Genomic DNA, 23,240 nt, shown 5'->3' with positions numbered 1-23,240 from the left:
GCAAACTCGATTAAGTTACATTCTTCTGTCTAAGCCACACCATAGCTGGTAAACTGTCTTGCATAGGGAGGCTGAAGCCCCAAAACAATATCTTCCCGTGCCACACCCATCAGCACTAAATTTTCAGCAATCAGTTCATCAGTTTGATTGCGCTGAATCCAGACTTTTCCATTTTGGATATCTAAATGAATCAGACAGCTATAAATCCGATGGTGGCCTTCCCAACCTAAGTCCACTAATTGATAATGATCGTGTTCAGTGTCACATAAAACCTGTACTTCAATATCGCCATTGATGGGTTTAGTCTTGCTATATTCCATCAGGAAAGTACGCACAATTTGCCGATATTCAGCTAGTCTATCCATTGCACAATCACCTCATTCGTAGGGTCATATATTAACAGCTTCAATTGATACTCAATCATCGCTGCTTGGGGTAAAGCACGATAGAAAAATGAATTGTATGCAGCGATCGGAATTGCCAAATAAAGCGATCGCGACGGCTCTAGTCTCCTAAGCGCTAAGCGATAATTCAGAAATTGACCGAGGGCTAAGTGGAAATCAAACATCGCTGATTCACTCAGAAAGCTTTTAACCTCCACTGCAATCTGCTGCAAACCACGCTCTGCGGCTAAAAGCTGTTCTGCTCCCAAGTCAATACTAAGCCGATCGTCTTCGCCAAACTTTAGCCTTAGTGGATCGTGGGTAATTACCCAATTATCCTTCTGGAGAGCAGATATCACAGATTCATGGAAGACATCCCTGGCAGACATAAATTTTACTGAAAGACTTAGCTCCCATACAATTTTGACTATAATTTAGCGCAATTTCCCGCAATCAAGGTAAGCTGAGGCAGCTTTTGCCAAAAAACTAGCCCCCCATCACCTCCCACACGATCGCTCGGCATTAAGTTAAAAATTGAGATAGCGTGAAATGAGGTAGCCTCCGCCTTGGCAAAAAGCGATCGCTCCCTTGCCTACCGCTTGACATCCGGCTTAAACGATCGCTCAGTTGCAGTAAGGCTTTTAGTCCGTCGAGAACGAGATATTGGTACGATAGTATAATACTATTGCCTCATACCCTACTTACACGAGGAAAATACATGGTAACTACGCTCGAAATTGACAAAACTCTTCTTCAAGAAGCCCTCGATCTGAGTAACCATCCAACACCTACTACATTAATCGAAGCGGCTTTACGCGAGTACATTCAGCGTCGTAAACAACTAAAAATATTGGAATTATTTGGTACTATTGACTACGATGAAGAGTATAATTACAAGCAACAGCGACAAACGTTATGAATGTTCTTGTTGATAGTTCCGTTTGGTCGCTGGCTTTGCGGCGCAACACAACAAATGATGCGATCGCTAACGAGTTTTAGCGTAAGTTATAATCAAGATCGATGTGTCCCGGTTAATCTCGTATGACTACACAATCTGCTTCGCGTTATGTAGCACGTCACCCTGAAATTTTGCAGGGGGAACCAATTATCGCAGAAACGAGAACTTCCGTTCGTGCGATCGTAGAATTGTGGCGTTTGGGTATTACTCCTGAAGAAATCCCGATGCACTTACCTCATCTGAAATTAGCTCAAGTTTTTGACGCACTAAGCTTTTATTTGGATAACCAGGAAGAAATAAATACTTATATTGAGCGTAATCGAATTCCTGAAGAATTGATTCATCCTGCTGTTAAAGCTGCAATGAAAAAACTGTGAAATTATTTGCAACTATTTATACAGATGAAGATGTTTCTAAGCTTGTAGCTACTTTGCTACGGGCTAGGGGTTTTGATGTGACGACAACGAGCGAACAGGGAATGCTGAGTCAATCGGATAGCCAACAATTAGCTTATGCTACATCTATAGATCGATGTTTGCTCACTCATAATCGTGTGGACTTTGAGCGATTACACTTAGAATATATGACAGAAGGACAGGAACATTCTGGCATTATTCTGATTCCTCAAAAGAGTGCCTATGAAATTGTCCAACGGGTTGCTATTTTGTTAAATACGTTAACGGCTGATGAAATCGCCAATCAGCTTTTATATGTGTAAAGCGATCGCGCTTTGAGGTTGGGGATGGGAGAGGCGCGTAGGCGTATTCAGTCGCAGGCATCGCGACAAAATAGTAAAATAAGTTTAACACTTGAAAAATGAAGATTAGGTTACATTAAAGTGTAATCAACAAGACCGCTTTTGCACCGTAACGCACAGGAATCAGTGCCATGTCTATTTCTAAACCTGAAAAGCCACAGTCTTTAAAACCGATTAATTCCACCGATCTGCAAATGCGAGCGATCGCCTACAGTTTAGATACTTTAATTCCAGGGTTCTACATTTGGCTAGGTGCCATCAAAATTCGGATTGGAGGTAGTTTACCAGAAGACAGTTATCCGGGGACAATTCACAGTCCAATTGGCATTGCTTTAGTGTTCCCTGGCTACCGGATTTATAGCACTTATCAAGGTAGCTATGACCCTTGATAAGCATAAGCTTGATGGTATCCCTCAAATTACTGTGAAAACTTTGCTATCTACAGAATTTGAGTTAATTCTATTGACAGCAGGTTACGCTAAAATTGGTACTGCTCCGGCTCAGGGAAATCGCTTGAAAGTGTGGTGGACTCATTCTACTTTTAGACGCATTGAAGCTATTTACAGTCCTGATGGAACTGTTGCTATTACTGCTTATCATGTTTAGATTTGTAGTTAAAAAAACTAGAAGTTTTTATTGATTGATGAAGGGCGATGATCGATAAACAATCTTAAACTCATTAGGCAACTGTTTCAAAATCTGACAAATCGCGGGCATAATCCAGGCAAGCATCTATCTGTTCTTTAACTAGATTGGGAAACTCAGAAATAATGTGTTCGACAGTATTACTTGATGCTAAATAACCTAAAATGAGACTAACGGGAATTCTAGTTCCTCTGATTCTTGGTTTACCTCGCAATACATCGGGGGTACTGACGATATGTTCTCTCCAGTTTACGGGCATAATTCTTCCTTTTTGACTCTGATAACTTATATCTTAACATTGTAGCTGTAAATATTTGAGTCCGATATTGATAAGGATTTGAAATGGCGATCGCGCTTGGGATTGGGGATGGGAGAGGCAGGGCTGTTTCATTCTCAGGTTCAATTTGCGATCGCGGTGTTTCCAAAGCCTCTCCCAGTAAGCAAAACAGGAGTTTTTAATAATTTCTGCCTTCTTACTAGGAAATATCGCCTAAAACCCTTGATTCGCAATGGCTAAAGCCATTGCAAAATTTGAGAATGAAACAGCCCTGATGGGAGAAGCGCGATCGCGCTTGGGAAGGAAAGAGCGATGCCTGCGGCTGTCTAAGCCTATGCGCTTTGAGATTTGGGGATGGGAGAGGCGCGATCGCTTAACGACTGCTGGAAATGGCCTGTCATTAAATTAATAGTAAAACTATCTCTTTCTAGCATTTTAATTGTTAGATACTCGCCAATGGCTGACATCCTGGTTGCTTGATCTGGTAAAGCTTCACTAAATCTGATCGCTCCTTCCGGGTTGAAAATCAGCACTTCCTCTTGAGTCAGTACAGCGGTAACACTGTCTAAACTTAAGATTTGAACGATGTAGGTAGTGAATGGTAACGCTACAATAATGCGACCATCAAGCAGATTAATAGCCGCTAACTTTTCGTCTACTCCAATCCAAAGTTCACTGCCATTTTGTGATACTTTGATGATTGGTTCAATTAGGTCACTTCTCCAACTGATGCCGTAGTATCCCAAGCTTATACCGAGGTCGATAGCTGCAAATTTGTGAGCATAATCGTGGGCAATTACCCTTCTGGGGCTATCAATTTTCTCAAATTCTGATCTGTCTATAATTTTAATTTTCATGGTGTTTCCTCTTCGTATATCATAGGGATAATAGATGTAATTTGAGGGATGGTGTCTAGGTTGCCACCGGGGTAAAAGTAGCAAACGAGAATAGCTCCTGTTGCTTCTGTACCAATTGCTTCGACTTTCCGAGTGATGTTGAGTCCATGTTTGGTGGGTTTCCTATACTTGATGACTTCTGGAGCATTTAATCCCTCAGCAAAGATTTGTAGTAGGCGATCGCGCCCTCCGGTTGTTTCATCAATTCCTAGTCTATTTAATTCTTTCAAGTTCTGCAACGAACGCTTTGTATTTTCGGGGTCTGAGGTAACTCGACCAAAAAAAAAGTCAAATTTGCTGGCTCTAACTGTGAATCCTGTACCTTGAATCACTTTATCCATTGTGGAAAGGTTGACCACTCCTAAAAATATTGCACTTAATGTATGATGGTATCATAACAGAACATTGGGAAATTAACTCAACTAATTCTAATCCTCGTTTGATTTCAGCTTTTCTTAAACTATGATTAAATGCTTTAAACTTTTGGATTCTGTTGCTATTCTCAAGCCTGTTTCAAATACGCGATTAACGCTAGTGGAACCGGAATATGGATCTATTGAAATTTTAGTTCTGCACTATGAACTCGCTGTTGCTTAGAAATGTATGGGAATAGAAGTTAGATAAAAGCGATCGCATCTTGTAAAAAAGAGCGATCGCGCTTGGGATTGGGGATGGGAGAGGCGCGTAGGCGTAGTCTGTCGCAGGCATCGCGACAAAATAGTAAAATAAGCTTAACACTTGAAAAATGAAGATTAGGTTACATTAAAGTGTAACCAACAAGACTGCTTTTGCACTGTAACGCACAGAAATTAGTGCCATGTCTATTTCTAAACCTGAAAAGCCACAGTCTTTAAAACCTATTAATTCCGCCGATCTGCAAATGCGTGCGATCGCTTACAGTTTAGATACTTTAATTCCAGGGTTATACATTTGGCTAGGTGCGATCAAAATTCGGATTGGAGGTAGTTTACCAGAAGACAGTTATCCGGGGACAATTCACAGTCCAATTGGCATTGCTTTAGTGCTCCCTGGATACCAGATTTATAGCACTTATCAAGGTAGCTATGACCCTTGATAAGCATAAGCTTGATGGTATCCCTCAAATTACTGTGAAAACATCGTTTCCTTTAAGTTTGTACAACAAATTCCTCTGGATCGATTCCCCAATTCACCCACCGAATAGCCTCCCTAGCTGATTCTACATCAGGCGGTACGCGCAAAACGTGAATGTGTCCGGTACTAGGACAAGTCATTTTTAACAAATAAATTGCCTCAACATCGACATTATTATCTATTTTTAACAGCGTGTATTCTTGCCAAATATCTAACTCTACCGCTGCCAATTCTTGGCAAATTCTATTATAACCTATTCCTTGAATTAGCACTCGCCTAACTTCGGCGTTATCCTCTGATAATAGCCATTCTGAACGCCACTGTTGAGGGTGAACTTTTCCGTATTGTTCAGGTAATCTCACGCCGTGATAGGCGTACACGCTGAAACCATCAGCAAATTGAATTGCTGCCGATCCTTCGGCGTGGAGTCGCTCTTGAGAGTCGAAACAGAGTATGCGGGGGCGATCGCATACATAGCAAATTTTATCATAAGGAAAAATCCAGCCACAATTCTTGACTAGGGATTGCACCACTGACCATTTTTCATCTTCGTATTTAAAGTTTAATATCGAAATACAGAAGTCGTAATAACTACATTCACGAGCCCATGAGTCAGGTTCAATAGAATAATAATAGTTACTCCCAAAAAGTGGTGTACCTAATTGCCGGGGTAGTTCGTCTACCAGTTGCCTAGAGAATCCACTTCCTAAAGCGTGATTGAATTTTTTTAAAAAATTTCTCCAGTTTATGCAATTTTGCAATTTGCCTTGTTGCTTGTATAGCTCCGTATTTAACTCGTAGAATTCCACCCTGCGCTGATACTTCAATTCACTCTCTTCATCGTTAAGAATAGCATTTAAAGGTTCATACGGACTGCTACTAAAAATAAATTCTGGAGGTTTCACGTCCAGCAAAGCATAGGCAGCTTTGACTGCATCAGCGGCTTTTTCGCGGTCAATGGGTTCAGTAGAAAGCGCAATCGCTCTCCACTTTTCCCGATAGACTGGAATCAAAGCCTCTTGCTCAGGTGTAAGCTTGTCAATCATTTTTATTACCTTTACTCTAATTGTTCAAACAATCTCTCCAAATCTCCATAGTCATAAGGTGGGCGTTTACGGACGGCCACAATATCTATCAACTTATCTGGTTCCGTAATTGCATAAACTATCCGCCAATTATCTATACGTTGCCGCCATAGTTCCCGATCAAAATTAGGTGTATCTAACAATTTACTGTTAGAGGGACGCGGATTTTCCCCTAACTCTCTAATGGCTTGCCTAACTCGCTGCCGTATATTGCCAGGGAGATTTTTGATTTCTTGAAATGTTTCTGGCGCGATGTAAACAGTGTAATTGCTCACTCTAACTCCTGCTCTACATCATCCCATTTCAACCAGCCGGCAGACGTGCGATCGCCCCCCGCAGCTTTCAAATTAGCAAATGCTTTCTGTGCAATTTGTGCATCTTCCAAATTCTCTAACCATTCAATCAACACATCCCAATCTTCGGCACTCAGAACAGCTAAATGCTTTCCTTTGACAGTGACAAATTGGACAGAATGTAAAACTTCCAGCCCAGTCATGCAAATCGCTCCCATACAATTTTGACTATACTTTAGCGCAACTTTCCCCATAAACTAGAATCAGCGCATCTTCCTAAACCCGATCCTTCAAACCCGCCGTCAGTCACAATTTCCCCCAATCTAAGCTAAGCTGAGGCAGCCTTTGCCAAAAAACTAGCCCCACATCACCGATCGCCCCATTACCTCCCACACGATCGCTCACCATTAAGTTAAAAATTGAGATAGCGTGAAATGAGGTAGCCTCTGCCTTAGCAAAAAAAGCCATTGCTTCGAGCCGACCCCTTGACATCCGGCTTAAACGATCGCTCACTAGAAATTACTAGCCTCGCCGCTATCCTTAAAAGATGTGCTATGTCAACCCTCGTCATCGTCGAATCTCCTACTAAAGCCCGCACCATTCGCAACTTCCTGCCCTCTACCTACCGCGTAGAGGCATCAATGGGTCATGTGCGCGACCTCCCATCCTCCGCCGAAGAAATTCCCGAAGCCGTCAAAGGAGAAAAATGGGCGCAATTGGGCGTAAACGTGGAAGCTGACTTTGAACCGCTTTACGTTATCCCCAAAGATAAAAAGAAAATAGTTAAAGAACTCAAAGACGCACTCAAAGAAGCCGACGAACTTATTCTGGCTACTGACGAAGACCGCGAAGGTGAAAGCATCTCCTGGCACTTGTTGCAAGTCCTCCAGCCCAAAGTCCCGATCAAACGGATGGTCTTTCACGAAATTACCCGCGAAGCCATCCGCAGCGCCTTAACTCACTGTCGCAGCATCGACGATCGCGTAGTGCAGGCCCAGGAAACGCGGCGAATTTTGGATCGGCTGGTGGGTTACACTGTTTCTCCTCTGTTATGGAAAAAAATCGCCAGAGGCCTATCAGCGGGGCGGGTTCAGTCAGTTGCAGTCCGGCTTTTAGTCCGCCGAGAACGCGATCGCCGCGCTTTCCGCCAAGGGAGTTACTGGGATTTAAAAGCAACTTTGACTCCGCCTAATGCCAAGAAAGGGCAAAAGGGCAGTGAATTTGATGCCAAACTCGTTACCGTCCGCAATGTGAAAGTTGCCACAGGCGCTGACTTTGATGAAAGTACGGGGCGTATTGCTGCCGGCCGCAATGTGTTGTTGCTGAATGAGGAAGAGGCTAATGCGTTGCGCGATCGCCTCCTAGATAAACCCTGGAATGTTGCCAACATCGAGGAACGGCCCGTCACCCGCAAACCCTCGCCACCCTTTACCACCTCGACTTTGCAGCAGGAAGCTAACCGTAAACTGCGGTTGAGTGCCAGGGAAACCATGCGAGTTGCCCAAGGCTTGTACGAACGGGGTTTTATTACCTATATGCGGACTGACTCAGTGCATTTGTCCGAACAAGCGATCGAGGCCGCCCGCAGTTGCGTTCAAGCACTCTACGGTAACGAATACCTCAGTCCCCAACCGCGTAAATACACTACCAAAAGCAAGGGCGCACAAGAAGCCCACGAAGCGATTAGACCCGCAGGTAGCACTTTCCGCACACCCCAGGAAACAGGGTTAGAAGGTCAAGATTTCCGAGTTTATGACTTAATTTGGAAACGTACAGTCGCCTCGCAAATGGCTGACTCGCGCCAAACTCACATTACCGTACAGTTGCAGGTAGAAGATGCAGGGTTTCGATCCTCCGGGAAACGCATCGACTTCCCCGGTTTCTTGCGGGCCTACGTGGAAGGTTCCGACGATCCGGATGCAGCTTTGGAAGACCAAGAGGTAATTTTACCGCCTTTGAAAGTAGGCGATCGCCCTAATTGTACAGAATTAGAAGCGATCGGTCACGAAACTCAACCCCCCGCCAGATTTACCGAAGCTTCTTTAGTTAAAACTCTAGAAAGTGAAGGCGTTGGTCGTCCCAGTACCTACGCCAGCATCATCGGCACAATTATCGATCGCGGCTATGCCAAGTTAGTAGCAAATGCTTTAATTCCTACTTTCACCGCCTTTGCAGTCACGGCATTGTTGGAAAAACATTTTCCTGACTTGGTAGATACTAGCTTTACTTCTAAAATGGAAGCAACACTAGATGAAATTGCCACCGGCGAAGCTCAATGGTTGCCTTACCTGCGAAAATTTTATCTAGGCGAAACTGGTCTACAAACATTAGTTAAAAGTGGCGACACTGAGATTGATGCTAAACTTGCCCGGACTGTAGAATTAGAAAATTTACCCGCCAAAGTCTGTATCGGCAAATTCGGCCCTTACATTGAGGCAGAAAGTCCCGAAGGCATGGTGACAGCTTCTATTCCTGGTGATTTAACACCAGCAGATTTAGATCCCGAACAAATTCAAAATATTCTGCGGCAAAAAACCGAAGGCCCAGAAAAATTAGGAATGCACCCGGAGTTAGGGGAACCTATCTACATTCTTGTCGGAAATTACGGCCCTTACGTGCAGTTAGGTGTAGCAACTGAGGAGAATAAGAAACCTAAACGGACTTCTTTACCAAAAGGGGTGACAAAGGAAAATGTCACGATAGAAATGGCCGTTGGTTTACTATCTTTGCCGCGCAATTTGGGGTTACACCCAGAAACGGGGGCAAAAATTCAGGCAAGTTTAGGGATGTATGGGCCCTATGTAGTTAGCGATCGCGGTAAGGAAGGCAAGGAATATCGCTCTTTGAAAGCTGGCGATGATGTAATCACAATTACTCTAGAACGTGCTTTAGAGTTGTTAGCACAGCCAAAAGCTAGTCGGGGAAAAAGTAGCAAAACTGTCGAACCTTTGCGAGTTTTGGGTAATCATCCCGCCGATGGCGAACCAATCAATGTTTATGATGGACGTTACGGCCCTTATGTGAAACATGGCAAGATCAATGCTTCTTTACCGAAGGATGAACCTGTGGAGAATTTTACCCTAGAAAGAGCGCTCGACCTTTTAGCCGCTAAGGAAAGTTCCGGGACAACCTCTACTAGCAAGTCGAAGAAGTCAACTAAGACAACTACGGCCGCTAAGTCCTCAACTGCGGCTAAGACAACTACTAAGAAAGCGACAACTACAACGGCGACGAAGAAGAAAGCTAAGTAAGTTATTAACCTGGTTTCTTTCAAGGAACCAGGTTATTTTACAGTACAAATAAAGAGCGATCGCTCTTACCCAACTACTTGAATTATTTTACTAGACAGGCTAGAATTTAGAGATATATCTGTCTACAAGAACTAAAGAGGCAAAAACCAATGACAAGACAAGCAACGACAAACACCAGTGAAAGCCGTCCCATAAGTGAGATAGTTGCTGAAATTGCCAAAAGAGAGCTAGCTCAACTTAATCCAGATTACCGAGTAGCTTTCCATGAGGTCGGTGCAGCCGCAGAAACAGAGAAATCTCTTAGATTCGAGGAGCTTTCTGCGGAAGAGCAAGATGCTATTCGCAATGCTCTAGTTAGGGCGGGTGGTGTCAGTGCATAATGTATGAATAATTATCTCAACCAACTAAGATAGAACAATCTCTTCCTTGCTCCAACATCAGACTAACTAGAAGTAATATAAAGGATGCCCTATAGAATTGAAGCTTTCCCCGTATCAGAAAAACTGGAATACCTAGAACAAAATGATAACGAGATTTATCAACTGATCTGGGCTGAACTGAACAGAATATCACTATACGTAGAAAATTTTAGAACTGGCAGCCCAGAAATACTTAGAGTTTTCGCTGTAGGAAAGTATAGAGTTATTTATGCTGTAGATCATAAATACACGCTGCTTATAGTTTTGGAACTTTTAGAGATGCCACCTCCATCACCTCTGGGCTAATATTGTTTGAGTTGTGCTACAGCAGTTTCTAATTCTTCTGATTCATAACGCCCTGACTCTACCTCTAATGCAGCCCCATCGATTGCATCTGGATAAGCTTCTTCTAAGGCAAGGCGTAACTCTTGAGGTATCAAGTAATAACCACCTGCTTTACGTCGCTTATTCTTGCTCTGAATTTGGCGTGATGAATTGCGAATTGAAATATCTCAAGAGCGAGTTGTACGATTTTCTACCTGCTGTATTATTAGCAGTATATCACAATTGGTATTAATTCAAAAGCAGAAAGCGAAAGAGAATAATTTATCTTTCCCTTCCGCTTTTTGATTAAATTAAATAACCATTACAGACTGTCTGTTTTATTGAGGCTGACCTGGCTTATTCCCCTGACGAGAAGAGCGCATTTCCTGAAGTTTTTGCTTTTGCTCAGCAGTCAGAATCGCATCCATCTGACTCTTTGTATTTTCCCGAATCGCTTTGAGTTGCGCTTTTTGAGCTTCACTCAAATTCAGGTTAGGCTTTTGTCGTTGTTGCCGAGCTGTACGCAGTTGTTCTTTTTGCTCTGGAGTGAAAATAGCATCCATTTGTTGGCGGCTAGATTCTCGAATTTGCTTCATTTGTGCCTTTTGAGCATCAGTCAAATTCAGTTGATTAGATTTCGCTCTCGCTCCACCTGCTCTACCTGGTTGAGCATCAGTAGCAACGGCATTATTGGTAAATGCAGGAATTACAGGAGCAGCAGCAATAATTAAGGCAATTACTCCGGGCAGAAATAACAAATGTTTCTTCATTTTGATCGCTGTGATAAAATTTAAGTGGTTGGTGTAAACCAGCCTGTTTGCTTGTTGTATTCTTTTAGACAGGGTGAGGTTGGGGAAAGGTTCACTGTTCGGAAAAATTTGTTTTTTCTGTGACTTGAAAGATAGATCACCATTGACCTTGAGTGCGAAACCCGATTAATAATGGCAGGCTTTATTAAGTAGGACTTAAGCTTGGCTTCAGAAACCGGGTTTTTGAGATCGTATGTGGGTAAGGGCGAAGTATTTTCGTAAAAAAACCCGGTTTATGAGGTTGGGTGCGTAAGCCCTGTTAAGCCTACTGAGTGTATGCTGGCTTTTCAGGAAGATTCCCAGGAATGCACGCAATTAAATTAATGCAATCAATCTAAAGGCAGATATTTATAGTATTTTATAAATCTAATTAGAGTACCCTAAACTACAACCAACGATAGTTTATTCCTCATTTTGTTTAAGCTAGTCTTGAAATATAAAGCAAAGATTTTTTTTGAATAAATACTCAGGAGTAACCTCATGTCTATTAGCAAACAAACACCTACAGACGAACGCATTGAAGAAAATATGGAAGCTCCTCACTACGATCGGGGAATTACTCCGGCGGAGACAGCAGCGCGTCAAGAGCGTGAGGGAGAGGGTTTTATGCACATTCGCACAGAAACAGATTTACAAGATTCCAATATTGACGAGCCAGCCGATCCTGATGCTATTCGGACTACGGATGGTTACACCGTAGATAAAGAGGGTTTAGTCAACAATTATGCGATCGAACCCGAAATGTACATTAATGAACCCGGCGACTTGCGGGCAAAAGAGGAAGCAGAAGCTCGCGAGCGTGCCGAAGCAATCAAAGCACTCAAAAAAGACAACGACGAAACTGGAAAGCTGACAATGGAAGAGGACGCGCGCGGTAAAGGGCCGGGAGTTATCTAGGGTGAATAGTTAACAGTTAACAGTTAACTGTTAACTGTTAACTGTGGCGAATTTTACATCAAACCTGCGATTTCGTAGAGCCTTTTAACGAGAGTCAAAATTTTAGAGCCGTACTGCACATCAGCCGCCCAGCGTCCGCTAAGCTGATCTACTAAAGGAGCAATTCCCCGTGTGACAAAGCGAAATCGGGGATCGACAAGCTCCTGCACTAATGGCTCTGTGCTGGCGTAAGCTTTTAAATGTTGAATGTGAGCTCTTACGCCAATTCTGGCACTAGGAAAAGATGCAGTTTCCGTAGAACCTCCTACAGAGCCCAAAGCGGCAAAATTATTTTGAGTCGGGCGGATTTCTCCGCCAAATCGCAGGAAATTAGTTTCTAGGCACATTTGAGAAAAGGCAAGATCGTAGTTAACGCCCTCAATAGTCCCTTCCTCTCGATAAAGCTTAGCTATATCGGGAAAATTATTTAAAACATTCTCGTTATTCGTCTTTAAAAACATCATTAACTGCACTTCAGTTGCACTTCCTGGTGTCATAATTTTGTCGATGTTACCCGGATCGATCTTAAAGTTAGACCGCAAAACTACAGCGCGGTTGGGATTGTCCCAAGTCACGGAAATATTAAAGTCTCGCAGTTCAATTGCTTTGACATAAACGATGTTTTTGTAGTTGACGCGGTTAACTCTGGAAAGCTTAGATAAGTCAATTTTCAATCTATCTACTAAATCAATGGGGATGTAGGAATTGCCATTAATTAAAACTCCCTGCTCTCCATAAATTTGACCGTTGATGTTGATTTTGATCGGAAAATATGTATTGGGGGGGGGAGTGGGGATGGAACCGCCTGTAATCCACATTGACAAACCATCAGCGATTCCCAAGGCGATGTCGCGGCGGCGAGTTTGAATTAAGGCGCGATCGTCGGGGTTAGTGAGATAGCCAATTTCAAGTAGTACCGAAGGAATGAGAATCCATCGGCAAAATATCAATCGCCCCAAACCAGTAGCGCTGTCTGGTTTCGCTCCACGATTGGGCAATTGGGGAACCCGCCGCAGCAAGGCCATGATTAGCATTTCAGCATCAGCTTTGCGTTCGTTATTGGCTGCAATGTAAAAAATTGTTGCGCCGCGAACAGAAGGGTTAGAAGCCCCGCTAGCTTGGATTTCTAAGGCTAAATCGCCTTTGCGAGAGCGGGCGTTAATCCAGTCAATAGTTTGTTCTTGAGAGAGTTCGTCGGGTGCTGCTATAATTTCGACAGCTCGCGATCGCAATTCAGCTACCACCAAGTCGCGAATCAGGATCATTTCCTTGGCTTCTGTTGTACCACCTGCGATCGTTCCGGGATCTCTTGCTCCATTTTCAAAGCCACCGTGAGCTGCTGATAAAAAAATTCTAGCCATATCTTTTGGATTTTAGATTTTAGATTCAACTAAGTCAATTTAAAATGTTATAGGAATATTTGATAATTTGTGAACTATATTTTTTTGAGCGAACCGCAGAGGCGGCACAGGGGAAGAGTCACAGCAGAGATGATGTTTTTTATAACTGATTTGGGGTAGCTCCCAGTATTTTATTGACCATTCGTTCATTGAATCTCTTGATTAAGTTTCCTCTGATACGCCCGTCGAAAGTGGACTAATTAGTGATGGGTCAAATGGTAGGTAATTACTGTAGGTTGATTGACCTATAAAGTATTGCCAATATTGGTTTTCGCGAAGTTGTTTTACTGTTTCAAGCGTTCCGATGCTCAGGAAGAAGGGAATAGGTAAGTCTTAACCGCCAAGGCGACATCAGACGCGATGCCTCCGACTGGCTACGCCTACGATTGCTTCCACCCTCTTTGATTGCCTCCTGCCTTCTGCCATATTGTAAAGTTTTGAGACAAGCACTCACGTTATCTCTAAAAAATCTGTATCATAAATTACAGAATTAATTTTTCTGCGCCTTCGCTTTGTGTTGAAGCCTACAACCTCACCTTGGCGCAGCCCGTTCGCCCCATAAGGATTAATTATGAAACTTCAATCAGATATTCGCGCTTGGCAACCGCCAGCAAGTATTGTAAACGCAGGCGTGTGGGATAAATTTCGCGATCGCTCTACCTCAGCTTCACCCAAGTTTGCTCCCTCCACCTGGGTCAAATTATTTAACCCTCCGACAGCCTTCAGCTTTGATGAAGCTTGGCTTTTGTGCCAATATTCTGAAGATAAATGGCTAGCTTGGATTCCTGACTATGGCGAAATTTTGCTCGGCATTGATGAATTTTGTAGCCAGATTTAGATTCAGTCTCAAAGTAAAAAACGAAATTATTTGGAGGATGGGTTGAGCGCTTTGGGAAACCCATCCTACTCTTGCGATTTGTTAACAGTTAACAGTTAACAGTTAACCGTTAACAATTAACAATTAAAATAAAAGAGGCATGAATAAATCCCTCAGCCAATGCCTCGGACTCCTACCTTAACATTCGATCGCGGTACTCTACTCCTGCATCCACCACCCAGAGGCAAAGCCTGGGTGGACTTTGCGACGTGGGACGATCGCGTGGAAAAATTTCGGATTCCGGCTATTCACTATCGGCCTCTGCTAGAAGCGTTGCAAGCGGAACGCCTTAACTACACTGACGACGCAAAGGGATATCAACAACTCGAACTCGTCCCCAGCGTTGAAATGCCGCCCTATCAGCATCAAGAAGAAGCCTTAGCAGCTTGGCAACAAGCGGGTAGTAAAGGCGTTGTGGTACTTCCTACGGCATCGGGCAAAACTTACCTCGCACAATTAGCGATGCAAGCAACTGGTCGCAGTAGCCTAATTGTAGTGCCAACTCTGGATTTAATGCACCAGTGGTATGCGAATTTAAAGGCAGCTTTTCCCGATATTGAAATCGGATTGCTAGGTGGTGGTTCGCGGGATAAAACGCCAATTCTAGTGGCTACTTACGACAGTGCAACCATTCACGCTGAAACTTTGGGTAATAAATATGGTTTGCTAGTTTTTGACGAGTGCCATCACTTACCGACTGATTTTTATCGAGTGATCGCTGAGTATGCGATCGCACCCTTCCGCCTTGGGTTAACAGCAACACCCGATCGTTCCGATGGCCGTCACAGCGACCTCAACGCCCTGATCGGCCCTACAGTTTTCAGTCGCACGCCCGAACAACTGGCAGGGGGCGCTTTAGCTGAACATAAGATAGTTCAGATCATGGTCAAATTGTCAAAGGAAGAGGGCGATCGCTACCAAGAACTGATTAAAATTCGTAACGAATTCTTAAAACAATCCAATATTAAGCTATCCAGCCTTGAAGGTTGGAAAAACTTTGTGATGATGAGTGCGCGATCGCCTCTCGGTCGTCGTGCCATGTTAGCACACCGCGAAGCCAAAGAAATCTCGCTTTGTACAGATGGAAAAATCAGAGTTTTGGCAGGCTTACTTGCCCAACATTACCCCCATCGCACTCTAATTTTTACCGCAGATAACGCCACTGTTTACCGCGTTTCCCAAGAATTTTTAATCCCAAGTATTACCCATCAAACGCCAGTTAAAGAGCGCCATCAAATCCTTACCCAATTTCGCAGCGGCGAATATAACACTTTAATTGCTTCCCACGTTCTAAATGAAGGTGTTGACGTTCCCGATGCCAGAATAGCTATTATTTTATCCGGGACGGGAAGCGAACGGGAATACATACAACGTTTAGGACGAGTGCTTCGTAAAGGCAATGATGAAAACAAGTTAGCAATTCTCTATGAAGTAGTTACAGAAAACACCAGTGAAGAACGCACTTCTCAGCGGCGGCGGGGGGAAAGCAAACCGGAAAAACCTAAAAAATCTAAAGAGAAAGAACAAGAACAACCAGAATATGAGCAATTGGAATTTATTAAGCCAACACTAATCTATGGTGTAAATCAGCCCACTACTAGGCTAGCTGCTGAAACTCCGGCGAAATGGGGAGAAAATCATGATGAAAGTCAAGATTGAGTATTACTAATTAGTGTAATCTCATGTTATAATCTTATAATTATAATACTTACTCAGAGAACCACAGAAACCGGGTTTCTTCGCTTATTGATCGCCAGAAATCGGTTTTATTCAAGAAACCCGATTTCTCTGTACCTCACTTACCTGGAAAGTGCTGTAACATGGAGAGTGCGTAAGTCCTAAATCGTTCGACTTAGATAGCAAAAAAAATGAGCAATATCTTACAACTAAGTAACTTTAAAATTTTCCAGAAAAATACTGGAGTCTGGGAAGGAAACTGGACAATTCTCGATGGAGACTGCAAGGAAATCCAGAGATTTATAGCGGTTGTTACCCAGAGAATAATTGACAATCAGTGGAGACAAACCAATGTTCAGACATATAGCAATGGCAAAATTGAAACTCAAAACTTTATAGGTTATGTTGTTGGTGAAGGAAAAGTGAAAATTGAAAGTCCCAACCCGCCTTTTTCCAACTATAATACATTAGCCACAGAATTTGGAGACGATCTGATAATTTTTCAAGTGTGGGACAACGCCAATGGTAGTTTGAGGGCTATTGAAACTATTAATCTGGTCAGTGCTTATGAACGAATCCGCACTACTCAAAGCTTGACACCAGAAGGAAAACTCAGAGGAGTGATGGTAATTACTGAACGGAAAATTGAGTAAAAAATTTCCCTGCTTATGTTACCGAGTGATTTATTAAGTCATCGCCAAAATGGTGAGTCAATCATCCCGCTACGCCTCAATATCGATTCCAGAAACCTAGATACAGCTAGCGAAATGATTGCCTGTTTTCAAGCAGCAATTGGCACAACTCAAGGCGAACTAGATCGAGGTTTACAAGAATTAGAAGGCGATAGTCCAGACTATCGCCTTAAGCGAGGATTTGCTCATCTTCTCAGAAGTGGTTTTTGTACATTTGAGGTAGTTAGTCCCCTAGAACCATCTGAGTTAAGGCAGCGAATTTTTGCCTTAGCTTCTCAGTCAATACCTAGCAGTAATTCTACGCTGTTAACTCTTGAAAAAGTAGCAATTGAACTGAGTCAAGAGTTAAATAGAGAGGTTTTGCCTACAGAATTGAGTTTTGGTTTATACGCAGATTTAGCCGAGAATAAAATCCTTACTCAATTTGATGCACCAACGCCAGAAGATTTATTACATAGATATAATGTTTCTCAAGTCCAAGGTATATTTTATCGTGCCAGTCACGTTCAATTAAACGCCCATCGCAACGATCCAGGGGAGTATAAACTATTATTTCGCTATCTTAAACTCTTTCAATTAATGACTTATATTGAAGGTGATGCCGATCGAGGTTTTACTCTGACAATTGATGGGCCTGTAAGCTTATTTAAGCCAAGCACTCGTTACGGTCTTGCTTTAGCTAAAATGATACCAGCGTTGCTGCACGTTACCAAATGGAGTTTGCACGCGACTTTACAAAATCGTGACCCTTATAGTGGTGTTTGGAAAACAGGTAAATTTACTTTTAACTCGGATTGCGGCTTGGTTAGTCACTATCCCCCCGGTAAACCTTATGATAGTATGTTAGAAGCGTCATTTGCTGGTAAGTGGGATGCGCTAAAAACAGAATGGCGACTGGAGAGAGAAGTTGATTTAATCCCAATTCCTGGTAGCGTGATGATTCCAGATTTTCGGTTAGTTCATCCCGATGGCAGGTCATTTTTATTGGAAATTGTCGGTTATTGGCGACCAGAATATTTGCAAAAGAAATTTTCTCAAGTTCGACGTTCTGAATGCGATAATTTGATTTTGGCGATTTCAGAAAGATTGAATTTAGAAAAAGCGGGGGTGCAGGTGAAAGATGTGCCGGCTAAGATTATCTGGTTTAAAGATAAATTATTGCCCAAGGCAGTGCTGGAAGTGCTAGATTAAGTAGTCGGATATAAATATAATTTACCATGTCATTGCGAGCGAGTAGTCGGATATAAATAAATTTACTCATGTCATTGCGAGCGAAGCGGAGCTTTTCTCTTGGCCTTGCGATTGCTTCGCTTCGCTCGCAATGATAGATCAAAGAAACCGGGTTTTTTACGAAAATACTTCGTTTTTACCCACAGATTCTCTCAAAAACCCGGTTTCTGGGGCCATAAACGAGCAATAGAGTGCTTAATAACACTCAATTATAAGAGGGTTGAATAATTATTTGGTGAGTACATTTCAATATTATTAGATGAGTGACTGGGTGGCATTGACGATCGCTTGCAGTTGGCGATCGCTACTCTTGAAATCACAACGATGGACTTCCTTAAAGAATCTTAGGTTGAACGATCGCTAAAGCCGATCGCAACGCCTCAAAGCGGTTCTCCATCAGGTGAATTTGTGGCGACACACCCCCATCTTCCACCTGAGACAATTTGTTGCTTGTAGAAAAACGTTGCAACTGAAGTTTTTCAATGCGGCGCTGAACCTGTCCGGGTGTCACCACAATCCACACATGACGTTGACGCTTCACTGCATTTTCCACCATCGTTTCCACCGCCAAGGCCGCTGTCACCCCAATTGACGGCACTTCGCTCAAATCTAACACCAGAGCCTGATAGTCTTTAACCATTGACATCCGCTCAGAGATGATCTTCGCAGCTCCAAAACTCAAAGGCCCCCCCAATTGAAATAGCAAAATATCTTCCCCGGACTGGATTAATATCTCTTGTTCCCCCAGACTCAAATTATGATTAGACTGAGCCGGATTAGTAATAGCTTGAACGCGATCGCTCTGCAAATCCGTCAAGCGTTTAATCGTTAGTAGGTTAGCAATAAACGCCCCTACCACCACAGCCGTAATCAAATCCACAAAAACCGTCAGCAACAGCACCAAATACATCAATCCTGTGCCTTTGAAGGATAGATGATGGGCGCGTTTAATAAATCCCCAGTCAATAATATCAATCCCAACTTTCAGCAAAAGACCCGCCAGCACAGCGTGAGGAATTACCGTCGTTAAAGGCCCCGCCCAGAGCACGATCAGCAACAGCACCACCGCATGAATCATCCCCGATAAAGGAGTTTTGCCCCCAGCCTGCACATTTACCACCGTTCGCATAGTGGCTCCCGCCCCTGGTAAGCCCCCAAATAAGCCAGAAATACAATTGCCAATCCCCTGACCGATTAACTCCTTATCAGAATCATGCTGCGTATGTGAAATACTATCTGCCACTAAAGAGGTTAACAAAGAGTCGATCGCACCTAAAATTCCCAACATCAGCCCATAGCGAAAAATCTCCTTCATCTCGCTAAGGTTAAATGCAGGGATTCGCAACGTCGGTAATCCCGTAGGAATTGCCCCAATGCGCGGGATATCTGCATCGCGAAATAACACCACTGAGATGATAGTAACGACCACCAACGCCAACAGAGGCGAGGGTACGATGCGATTAATCTTGGGCGGTACTGCAAACACTAATACCAGCGTCAGCAGCCCCAGCCCCGTTGCCACAGGGTTTGGCTGACTGAGATAGGTCGGTAACTGTTGTATTGTTCCCCAGACTCCGCCTGTTCCTTGATAGCCCAGTAGCGGCGGAATTTCGATCGAGATAATGATGACCCCAATCCCCGACATGAAGCCAGAAATCACGGTATAGGGCATCAGGGTAATGTACTGTCCCAGACGCAACACTCCGAACAGAATTTGGAAGAGTCCCCCCAAGATGACGACAGTAAACGCCAGCGCCAACCCCGTATCCGGGTGACGTGCGACCAAAGCAGCGATGACAGTAGTGATCACCACCGTCATCGGGCCAGTGGGCCCCGAAACTTGAGCGGGAGTGCCACCAAATAAAGCAGCGAAAAAGCCGACAAAAATTGCGCCATAGAGACCTGCGATCGCTCCCGCCCCAGAGGAAACTCCAAAGGCTAACGCCAAGGGTAACGCCACAATTGCCGCAGTCAAGCCACCAAATACATCGCCCCGCAGGTTCCGCAAATGAATGCTGTTTACAAGTTTGATCGACACGGTGTTATTTAATATCCAGGGTTTGAGCAGATGATACTGCTGTTGTTACTGGAATAGCAATACAGGAATATTAATGGTGCGAAGCATTGGCACGGTTGTGCTGCCAATAACTAGATGCCGAGCGGCTATGCTCATAACCACTTATATAGCTAGGGACTACGATGCTCAGGGCTAGGGACTAGGGACTACGATGCTTCGATGCTCAGGAAGAAGGGAATAGAATCAGCGCGTTCCAGCAATCGATCGCCTCTGGAATTAAGACCAGCGCCACAACTGCAATCGCTACAAGATATTTTTGAGTGTATAAAACCGCTCTTTCTGGCACGATTGAGCGACGATTCTCGGACAAACCTAGTTTTTTGCTTAATCCTATCCCAGTCACAACTTACACATTCCGACCCAAAAAAGAGGGTCAATTGTTGCAGATTTTACCGTAATGTAATTCCCCCAAAAGTAAGGAAAAAAATAAAAAAATTTCTTACTTTTTCCGCGTTTTTTTATACCTAAAGATATATAACCAAAGATTTAACTTACCGTTAAGCTAAAGTTAACCAAGTTCACTCACCATCGTTATAGCTGAGGGCAAAAAATCTGCTTGCACGTTGAGTTAGCTTAGATTTAGCTCAAAGCAAGCTCAGTCAAACATTCAATTACTCTGCCCTGGGTGTGAACCAAAGTTTAAGTAAAAGTTAAAAATTAGGTTCATGAAATTTACCCTTTCTCTCTCTCCCTGGACAGTTAGCCGCTTCCTGATCCAGGTAATCTTAGGTCTTGCCTTACTCTCCATTGCTGGGCAGTTGATGCTTTATTTCCTACCCGAACACCCGTTTATAACTTACTTCGCAAACGCCTTCAATTTAGATAGCGAACGTAACATTCCTACGCTTTACTCGGCTACAACATTGCTGTTTTGTGCAATCTTACTAGGCGCGATCGCCTATGCTAAAAATTTAGAAAAAGCTCGGTATACGCGCCACTGGATGATTTTATCGGCTATATTTTTTTATCTCTCTGTGGACGAGGCAAAACAATTACACGAGAAATTAATTGACCCGATGCAATCTTTACTTAACGCCAGCGGCTTTCTTTTATTTACATGGGTTGTTCCCGCCGCCATTTTTTTAGCGATATTCGGGCTATATTATCTGAAATTTGTCGCTCACCTTCCTATCAAGTTCAAAAAGTTATTTTTGATGGCAGGATTTGTATACGTTGGAGGAGCCTTGGGTATGGAATTACTTGGGGGATACGAGGCTTCTGTGAATGGGATAGAGAGCGTAATCTACAAAATCTTAGCGACTATTGAGGAGGTTTTAGAGATGCTAGGCATCGTTATCTTTATCCACGCTTTGCACTCTTACATTATCGTATTATTAAATGAGTTGATTCTCGAAGTTACCCTAGAGGATGCTACTCAGATTTTCGCCAGAAAAATGAGAACTGCAACACTTACTCCTGAGAGTTACTCACAAGATGTAACTTAGTCGCAGTATACTCAAAACCGTTATTTCCACCCTCAAAAAATAAAGACAATTTGAATCTCCCAGCTTGTATCCTGACGAATAATTTCAATTTGACTAATAAATTCTCGAAAGTAGAATCGGCGCTCTGATTCTGACAAATCTAGCCAGAATTGCGGTAGAGAAACAGCTTGAGCAATTGAGCGCAAATTCACAGGCGGAAGCTGTGCGAGTTTGCTTTGCAGTTCGGAAATTTCTGTACGCAGTTTATAACTTCGCAATTCTGCGGTTTCTACATCTAAAATCCCCTCTTCAGTCAAAATAGGTAATCGATCGATAATTTCTTGCTTAGCTGCGATCTCGCTCACAATTCCTCCTTTAATTCCCTCCATATCTGGCATTGTTAATTCTGCCACAGCCAGGGGCAGATCTCGACAAATTACCTCAATAGTTTGTGATAATATCTTCTCATAAGATAAGGCTTTGCACTTAGGTTTTTGGGGACAGCTAATCGGCCGCAAATAAAGATATTCTTGGTCTTTGCGATGGGATGTAACTTTAGCAACTGTCATGGCTGAATCGCACTCTTTACAAACTACTAAACCCGCCAAAGAACGGGGGGCGCTAGCAGTGCGGGGAGGGAGCCTCTGATTGCGGCGCAGAAGGCGGTCTATTTGGGCCGCTTCTTCTCTGGAAATAATCGGAATATGAGTATTAGAAATTACCTGGTCGTTTTGATATTCTAAATCCCCTCGATAGACGGGATTTGTCAACCAGCGGCGACCCGTGCTGACAGAGATTTTCTTGCCGTACTTCTTGGCTAAATAACGAACAGAACCCCGCAAGGAACCATAGAGCAAAAAGTGTTCAAAAAAGTCTTTAACGGCTGGTGCAGCGCTGCGATCGACAGTATAGCGGTCTTTTCCCCGCCGATATCCATAGGGCGCTTTTCCGGGAGGTGGAAGAGCTTTGATCCGGTTTCTAGCGTGTCCTTTGCGAATGCTGCGGCTGTGTTGACTCTGTTGAATTTCGTTAAGTAATTTGAGTAAATCGGTAATAGTTGAAACTTGACTATTAGCTGTTTTTCCCTCTATAATTAACTCAATACCGAGAGCTTCAATTTGGGAGAGGCGATCGCAGACTTGCTGCACAGTATCGCCCAGTTCTTCCACGCGCTGAATTAATAGATATTCTGGGGGTTCCGATTGGCAGTCTTTTAAGAGTTGTTGCAGTTGTTCGCGTCCCCCTAAATCTTGATAGATGCGATCGACTTCCCTTTCCCAAATTGATGCTGGCGGTGCTATTTCAAGTAGAGGATCGCTATAAGAATAAGCAATTATTTTCATTATTCGCTGAGTTCAATTATGTTACCATCTGGGTCTTGAGTAAACAAAGCATTGCGACCTGATGCACTCATTTGTATGGGGCAATTGTGGGCAATCAATTGTTCTTTAGCTTGGTTTAAATTCGCAACTGAAAATGCTAGATGTCGGTTGCGCCCCCATTTTTCAGAATCTCCGCGATCGTCTATAATTGTTGACGCGGCTAGTAAATGGATTTGGAAGTTACCAATTTGATACCATGCACCTGGAAATTTTAAATCTCTGTCAACTTTGGAGAGGTTTAAGACAGTTCCATAAAAAAATTCTGATTTTTCGAGGTGACTAACAACTATAGCAGCGTGGAGAAATTGAGTGATTTGCATAATCATTAAATTGGT

The 23,240-nt window shown here is 43.3% G+C and carries 30 protein-coding genes and 1 pseudogene; 15 read left to right on the top strand and 16 right to left on the bottom strand.

All coding sequences use genetic code 11. The annotated features are described in order from the left end of the window. Nucleotides 1-29: 29 nt before the first annotated feature. Both OSCI_RS16745 and OSCI_RS16740 read right to left on the bottom strand, forming a co-directional pair. A complete protein-coding gene (locus tag OSCI_RS16745) occupies nucleotides 30-365 on the bottom strand; it encodes a XisI protein (RefSeq protein WP_019487943.1) in 336 nt (111 codons plus the stop codon). After that, nucleotides 353-772, bottom strand: a complete 420-nt coding sequence (locus tag OSCI_RS16740; protein WP_007356224.1) for an element excision factor XisH family protein — start codon at nucleotides 770-772, stop codon at nucleotides 353-355. The genes OSCI_RS16745 and OSCI_RS16740 overlap by 13 nt, the downstream gene beginning before the upstream one ends. A gap of 329 nt (nucleotides 773-1,101) precedes the next feature. Between OSCI_RS16740 and OSCI_RS16735 the strand changes: the two genes are divergently transcribed. The 5 genes from OSCI_RS16735 (at nucleotide 1,102) to OSCI_RS16715 (ending at nucleotide 2,704) form a co-directional block, all read left to right on the top strand. Continuing rightward, on the top strand, nucleotides 1,102-1,302 hold the full coding sequence (locus OSCI_RS16735; protein ID WP_007356223.1) for a type II toxin-antitoxin system VapB family antitoxin: 201 nt from the start codon (nucleotides 1,102-1,104) through the stop codon (nucleotides 1,300-1,302). A gap of 122 nt (nucleotides 1,303-1,424) precedes the next feature. Then, entirely contained in the window at nucleotides 1,425-1,718 is a 294-nt protein-coding gene (locus tag OSCI_RS16730; RefSeq protein ID WP_007356222.1) for a DUF433 domain-containing protein, read from the top strand. After that, nucleotides 1,715-2,059 carry a DUF5615 family PIN-like protein gene (locus tag OSCI_RS16725; RefSeq protein WP_007356221.1) on the top strand — a complete coding sequence of 115 codons (345 nt, stop codon included), beginning with the start codon at nucleotides 1,715-1,717 and terminating at the stop codon, nucleotides 2,057-2,059. Before OSCI_RS16730 ends, OSCI_RS16725 begins: the two co-directional genes overlap by 4 nt. A gap of 170 nt (nucleotides 2,060-2,229) precedes the next feature. Further along, on the top strand, nucleotides 2,230-2,487 hold the full coding sequence (locus tag OSCI_RS16720) for a hypothetical protein (RefSeq protein ID WP_007356220.1): 258 nt from the start codon (nucleotides 2,230-2,232) through the stop codon (nucleotides 2,485-2,487). Continuing rightward, on the top strand, nucleotides 2,477-2,704 hold the full coding sequence (locus tag OSCI_RS16715; protein ID WP_007356219.1) for a hypothetical protein: 228 nt from the start codon (nucleotides 2,477-2,479) through the stop codon (nucleotides 2,702-2,704). Before OSCI_RS16720 ends, OSCI_RS16715 begins: the two co-directional genes overlap by 11 nt. 73 nt (nucleotides 2,705-2,777) lie before the next feature. On the opposite strand, the gene OSCI_RS16710 is transcribed toward OSCI_RS16715, so the two are convergent. The 3 genes from OSCI_RS16710 to OSCI_RS16700 all read right to left on the bottom strand — a co-directional run bounded on the left by OSCI_RS16710 (nucleotide 2,778) and on the right by OSCI_RS16700 (nucleotide 4,257). Beyond that, nucleotides 2,778-3,002, bottom strand: a complete 225-nt coding sequence (locus OSCI_RS16710; RefSeq protein ID WP_007356218.1) for a DUF433 domain-containing protein — start codon at nucleotides 3,000-3,002, stop codon at nucleotides 2,778-2,780. A 350-nt stretch (nucleotides 3,003-3,352) separates the two neighbouring features. Beyond that, a complete protein-coding gene (locus OSCI_RS16705) occupies nucleotides 3,353-3,877 on the bottom strand; it encodes a hypothetical protein (RefSeq protein WP_007356217.1) in 525 nt (174 codons plus the stop codon). Further along, a complete protein-coding gene (locus tag OSCI_RS16700) occupies nucleotides 3,874-4,257 on the bottom strand; it encodes a hypothetical protein (protein ID WP_007356216.1) in 384 nt (127 codons plus the stop codon). Before OSCI_RS16700 ends, OSCI_RS16705 begins: the two co-directional genes overlap by 4 nt. Before the next feature lie 476 nt (nucleotides 4,258-4,733). On the opposite strand from OSCI_RS16700, the gene OSCI_RS16695 reads away from it, so the two are divergent. After that, on the top strand, nucleotides 4,734-4,991 hold the full coding sequence (locus OSCI_RS16695) for a hypothetical protein (RefSeq protein WP_007356214.1): 258 nt from the start codon (nucleotides 4,734-4,736) through the stop codon (nucleotides 4,989-4,991). A 52-nt stretch (nucleotides 4,992-5,043) separates the two neighbouring features. On the opposite strand, the gene OSCI_RS16690 is transcribed toward OSCI_RS16695, so the two are convergent. From OSCI_RS16690 to OSCI_RS30065, 4 genes are all read right to left on the bottom strand, one after another. Beyond that, nucleotides 5,044-6,075 carry a DUF6745 domain-containing protein gene (locus tag OSCI_RS16690; protein ID WP_007356213.1) on the bottom strand — a complete coding sequence of 344 codons (1,032 nt, stop codon included), beginning with the start codon at nucleotides 6,073-6,075 and terminating at the stop codon, nucleotides 5,044-5,046. Nucleotides 6,076-6,086: 11 nt separating this feature from the next. After that, on the bottom strand, nucleotides 6,087-6,389 hold the full coding sequence (locus tag OSCI_RS16685) for a type II toxin-antitoxin system RelE family toxin (protein WP_007356212.1): 303 nt from the start codon (nucleotides 6,387-6,389) through the stop codon (nucleotides 6,087-6,089). Then, nucleotides 6,386-6,610 carry a hypothetical protein gene (locus OSCI_RS16680; RefSeq protein ID WP_026103884.1) on the bottom strand — a complete coding sequence of 75 codons (225 nt, stop codon included), beginning with the start codon at nucleotides 6,608-6,610 and terminating at the stop codon, nucleotides 6,386-6,388. The genes OSCI_RS16685 and OSCI_RS16680 overlap by 4 nt, the downstream gene beginning before the upstream one ends. A 103-nt stretch (nucleotides 6,611-6,713) precedes the next feature. Further along, nucleotides 6,714-6,920 (bottom strand): hypothetical protein, encoded by a 207-nt coding sequence (locus tag OSCI_RS30065; RefSeq protein WP_234708763.1) that lies wholly within the window; start codon nucleotides 6,918-6,920, stop codon nucleotides 6,714-6,716. Between the two features lie 41 nt (nucleotides 6,921-6,961). On the opposite strand from OSCI_RS30065, the gene topA reads away from it, so the two are divergent. The 3 genes from topA (at nucleotide 6,962) to OSCI_RS16665 (ending at nucleotide 10,383) form a co-directional block, all read left to right on the top strand. Then, a complete protein-coding gene (topA, locus tag OSCI_RS16675) occupies nucleotides 6,962-9,658 on the top strand; it encodes a type I DNA topoisomerase (protein WP_007356210.1) in 2,697 nt (898 codons plus the stop codon). 149 nt (nucleotides 9,659-9,807) lie between these two features. Further along, entirely contained in the window at nucleotides 9,808-10,038 is a 231-nt protein-coding gene (locus tag OSCI_RS16670; RefSeq protein ID WP_007356209.1) for a hypothetical protein, read from the top strand. 84 nt (nucleotides 10,039-10,122) lie between these two features. After that, nucleotides 10,123-10,383, top strand: coding sequence for a hypothetical protein (locus tag OSCI_RS16665; protein ID WP_007356208.1), 261 nt, complete (start codon nucleotides 10,123-10,125; stop codon nucleotides 10,381-10,383). Here OSCI_RS16665 and OSCI_RS32280 read toward each other — a convergent pair. Both OSCI_RS32280 and OSCI_RS16660 read right to left on the bottom strand, forming a co-directional pair. Then, the gene (locus OSCI_RS32280; RefSeq protein WP_007356207.1) at nucleotides 10,380-10,517 is read right to left on the bottom strand and encodes a hypothetical protein; all 138 of its coding nucleotides are present in this window, start codon (nucleotides 10,515-10,517) and stop codon (nucleotides 10,380-10,382) included. The two genes, OSCI_RS16665 and OSCI_RS32280, sit on opposite strands and share 4 nt — an antisense overlap. A gap of 222 nt (nucleotides 10,518-10,739) precedes the next feature. Continuing rightward, nucleotides 10,740-11,171: a Spy/CpxP family protein refolding chaperone gene (locus tag OSCI_RS16660; RefSeq protein WP_019487948.1), complete on the bottom strand. Its 432-nt coding sequence runs from the start codon at nucleotides 11,169-11,171 to the stop codon at nucleotides 10,740-10,742. Between the two features lie 519 nt (nucleotides 11,172-11,690). On the opposite strand from OSCI_RS16660, the gene OSCI_RS16655 reads away from it, so the two are divergent. Further along, nucleotides 11,691-12,107, top strand: coding sequence for a hypothetical protein (locus OSCI_RS16655; protein ID WP_007356205.1), 417 nt, complete (start codon nucleotides 11,691-11,693; stop codon nucleotides 12,105-12,107). A gap of 53 nt (nucleotides 12,108-12,160) precedes the next feature. Here OSCI_RS16655 and OSCI_RS16650 read toward each other — a convergent pair whose 3' ends face one another. Both OSCI_RS16650 and OSCI_RS31560 read right to left on the bottom strand, forming a co-directional pair. Continuing rightward, the gene (locus OSCI_RS16650; RefSeq protein ID WP_007356204.1) at nucleotides 12,161-13,507 is read right to left on the bottom strand and encodes an N-acetylmuramoyl-L-alanine amidase; all 1,347 of its coding nucleotides are present in this window, start codon (nucleotides 13,505-13,507) and stop codon (nucleotides 12,161-12,163) included. Between the two features lie 166 nt (nucleotides 13,508-13,673). Beyond that, a pseudogene (locus tag OSCI_RS31560) lies at nucleotides 13,674-13,858 on the bottom strand (transposase); the annotation flags it as partial. 259 nt (nucleotides 13,859-14,117) lie between these two features. Between OSCI_RS31560 and OSCI_RS16645 the strand changes: the two are divergent. The 4 genes from OSCI_RS16645 to OSCI_RS16630 all read left to right on the top strand — a co-directional run bounded on the left by OSCI_RS16645 (nucleotide 14,118) and on the right by OSCI_RS16630 (nucleotide 17,983). Then, nucleotides 14,118-14,384, top strand: a complete 267-nt coding sequence (locus OSCI_RS16645; protein WP_019487949.1) for a hypothetical protein — start codon at nucleotides 14,118-14,120, stop codon at nucleotides 14,382-14,384. Between the two features lie 159 nt (nucleotides 14,385-14,543). After that, nucleotides 14,544-16,082: a DEAD/DEAH box helicase gene (locus OSCI_RS16640; protein WP_007356202.1), complete on the top strand. Its 1,539-nt coding sequence runs from the start codon at nucleotides 14,544-14,546 to the stop codon at nucleotides 16,080-16,082. A gap of 209 nt (nucleotides 16,083-16,291) precedes the next feature. Continuing rightward, the gene (locus OSCI_RS16635; RefSeq protein ID WP_007356201.1) at nucleotides 16,292-16,753 is read left to right on the top strand and encodes a DUF3598 family protein; all 462 of its coding nucleotides are present in this window, start codon (nucleotides 16,292-16,294) and stop codon (nucleotides 16,751-16,753) included. A gap of 15 nt (nucleotides 16,754-16,768) precedes the next feature. Next, complete coding sequence (locus OSCI_RS16630; protein WP_007356200.1) at nucleotides 16,769-17,983, top strand: DUF790 family protein; 1,215 nt, start codon at nucleotides 16,769-16,771, stop codon at nucleotides 17,981-17,983. Nucleotides 17,984-18,356: 373 nt separating this feature from the next. On the opposite strand, the gene OSCI_RS16625 is transcribed toward OSCI_RS16630, so the two are convergent. Next, on the bottom strand, nucleotides 18,357-20,060 hold the full coding sequence (locus OSCI_RS16625; RefSeq protein ID WP_007356199.1) for a SulP family inorganic anion transporter: 1,704 nt from the start codon (nucleotides 20,058-20,060) through the stop codon (nucleotides 18,357-18,359). A gap of 704 nt (nucleotides 20,061-20,764) precedes the next feature. On the opposite strand from OSCI_RS16625, the gene OSCI_RS16620 reads away from it, so the two are divergent. Beyond that, complete coding sequence (locus OSCI_RS16620) at nucleotides 20,765-21,544, top strand: hypothetical protein (protein WP_007356197.1); 780 nt, start codon at nucleotides 20,765-20,767, stop codon at nucleotides 21,542-21,544. A gap of 32 nt (nucleotides 21,545-21,576) precedes the next feature. On the opposite strand, the gene OSCI_RS16615 is transcribed toward OSCI_RS16620, so the two are convergent. Together OSCI_RS16615 and OSCI_RS16610 are read right to left on the bottom strand one after the other, a co-directional pair. Further along, entirely contained in the window at nucleotides 21,577-22,866 is a 1,290-nt protein-coding gene (locus OSCI_RS16615) for a recombinase family protein (protein WP_007356196.1), read from the bottom strand. After that, nucleotides 22,866-23,225 carry a VOC family protein gene (locus tag OSCI_RS16610; protein ID WP_026103886.1) on the bottom strand — a complete coding sequence of 120 codons (360 nt, stop codon included), beginning with the start codon at nucleotides 23,223-23,225 and terminating at the stop codon, nucleotides 22,866-22,868. The genes OSCI_RS16615 and OSCI_RS16610 overlap by 1 nt, the downstream gene beginning before the upstream one ends. Nucleotides 23,226-23,240 lie beyond the last annotated feature (15 nt).

Source organism: Kamptonema sp. PCC 6506 (assembly GCF_000180455.1).
GTDB classification, from domain to species: Bacteria; Cyanobacteriota; Cyanobacteriia; order Cyanobacteriales; family Microcoleaceae; genus Kamptonema; species Kamptonema formosum.
Note: the sequence above shows the minus strand (reverse complement) of the source record. Positions and strands in the feature narration are given on the sequence as shown.

Excerpts from the sequence above, each read along its gene's own strand:
- OSCI_RS16720 (WP_007356220.1), top strand. The coding sequence starts at position 2,230 with ATGTCTATTTCTAAACCTGAAAAGCCACAGTCTTTAAAACCGATTAAT.
- topA (WP_007356210.1), top strand. The coding sequence starts at position 6,962 with ATGTCAACCCTCGTCATCGTCGAATCTCCTACTAAAGCCCGCACCATT.
- OSCI_RS16670 (WP_007356209.1), top strand. The coding sequence starts at position 9,808 with ATGACAAGACAAGCAACGACAAACACCAGTGAAAGCCGTCCCATAAGT.
- OSCI_RS16710 (WP_007356218.1), bottom strand. The coding sequence starts at position 3,002 with ATGCCCGTAAACTGGAGAGAACATATCGTCAGTACCCCCGATGTATTG.
- OSCI_RS16615 (WP_007356196.1), bottom strand. The coding sequence starts at position 22,866 with ATGAAAATAATTGCTTATTCTTATAGCGATCCTCTACTTGAAATAGCA.
- OSCI_RS16645 (WP_019487949.1), top strand. The coding sequence starts at position 14,118 with ATGAAACTTCAATCAGATATTCGCGCTTGGCAACCGCCAGCAAGTATT.
- OSCI_RS16740 (WP_007356224.1), bottom strand. The coding sequence starts at position 772 with ATGTCTGCCAGGGATGTCTTCCATGAATCTGTGATATCTGCTCTCCAG.
- OSCI_RS16655 (WP_007356205.1), top strand. The coding sequence starts at position 11,691 with ATGTCTATTAGCAAACAAACACCTACAGACGAACGCATTGAAGAAAAT.
- OSCI_RS16690 (WP_007356213.1), bottom strand. The coding sequence starts at position 6,075 with ATGATTGACAAGCTTACACCTGAGCAAGAGGCTTTGATTCCAGTCTAT.
- OSCI_RS16620 (WP_007356197.1), top strand. The coding sequence starts at position 20,765 with ATGAAATTTACCCTTTCTCTCTCTCCCTGGACAGTTAGCCGCTTCCTG.
- OSCI_RS16735 (WP_007356223.1), top strand. The coding sequence starts at position 1,102 with ATGGTAACTACGCTCGAAATTGACAAAACTCTTCTTCAAGAAGCCCTC.
- OSCI_RS16680 (WP_026103884.1), bottom strand. The coding sequence starts at position 6,610 with ATGACTGGGCTGGAAGTTTTACATTCTGTCCAATTTGTCACTGTCAAA.
- OSCI_RS16700 (WP_007356216.1), bottom strand. The coding sequence starts at position 4,257 with ATGGATAAAGTGATTCAAGGTACAGGATTCACAGTTAGAGCCAGCAAA.
- OSCI_RS16635 (WP_007356201.1), top strand. The coding sequence starts at position 16,292 with ATGAGCAATATCTTACAACTAAGTAACTTTAAAATTTTCCAGAAAAAT.
- OSCI_RS16610 (WP_026103886.1), bottom strand. The coding sequence starts at position 23,225 with ATGCAAATCACTCAATTTCTCCACGCTGCTATAGTTGTTAGTCACCTC.
- OSCI_RS16630 (WP_007356200.1), top strand. The coding sequence starts at position 16,769 with ATGTTACCGAGTGATTTATTAAGTCATCGCCAAAATGGTGAGTCAATC.
- OSCI_RS16660 (WP_019487948.1), bottom strand. The coding sequence starts at position 11,171 with ATGAAGAAACATTTGTTATTTCTGCCCGGAGTAATTGCCTTAATTATT.
- OSCI_RS16715 (WP_007356219.1), top strand. The coding sequence starts at position 2,477 with ATGACCCTTGATAAGCATAAGCTTGATGGTATCCCTCAAATTACTGTG.
- OSCI_RS16705 (WP_007356217.1), bottom strand. The coding sequence starts at position 3,877 with ATGAAAATTAAAATTATAGACAGATCAGAATTTGAGAAAATTGATAGC.
- OSCI_RS16665 (WP_007356208.1), top strand. The coding sequence starts at position 10,123 with ATGCCCTATAGAATTGAAGCTTTCCCCGTATCAGAAAAACTGGAATAC.
- OSCI_RS16650 (WP_007356204.1), bottom strand. The coding sequence starts at position 13,507 with ATGGCTAGAATTTTTTTATCAGCAGCTCACGGTGGCTTTGAAAATGGA.
- OSCI_RS16640 (WP_007356202.1), top strand. The coding sequence starts at position 14,544 with ATGCCTCGGACTCCTACCTTAACATTCGATCGCGGTACTCTACTCCTG.
- OSCI_RS16695 (WP_007356214.1), top strand. The coding sequence starts at position 4,734 with ATGTCTATTTCTAAACCTGAAAAGCCACAGTCTTTAAAACCTATTAAT.
- OSCI_RS16730 (WP_007356222.1), top strand. The coding sequence starts at position 1,425 with ATGACTACACAATCTGCTTCGCGTTATGTAGCACGTCACCCTGAAATT.
- OSCI_RS16745 (WP_019487943.1), bottom strand. The coding sequence starts at position 365 with ATGGATAGACTAGCTGAATATCGGCAAATTGTGCGTACTTTCCTGATG.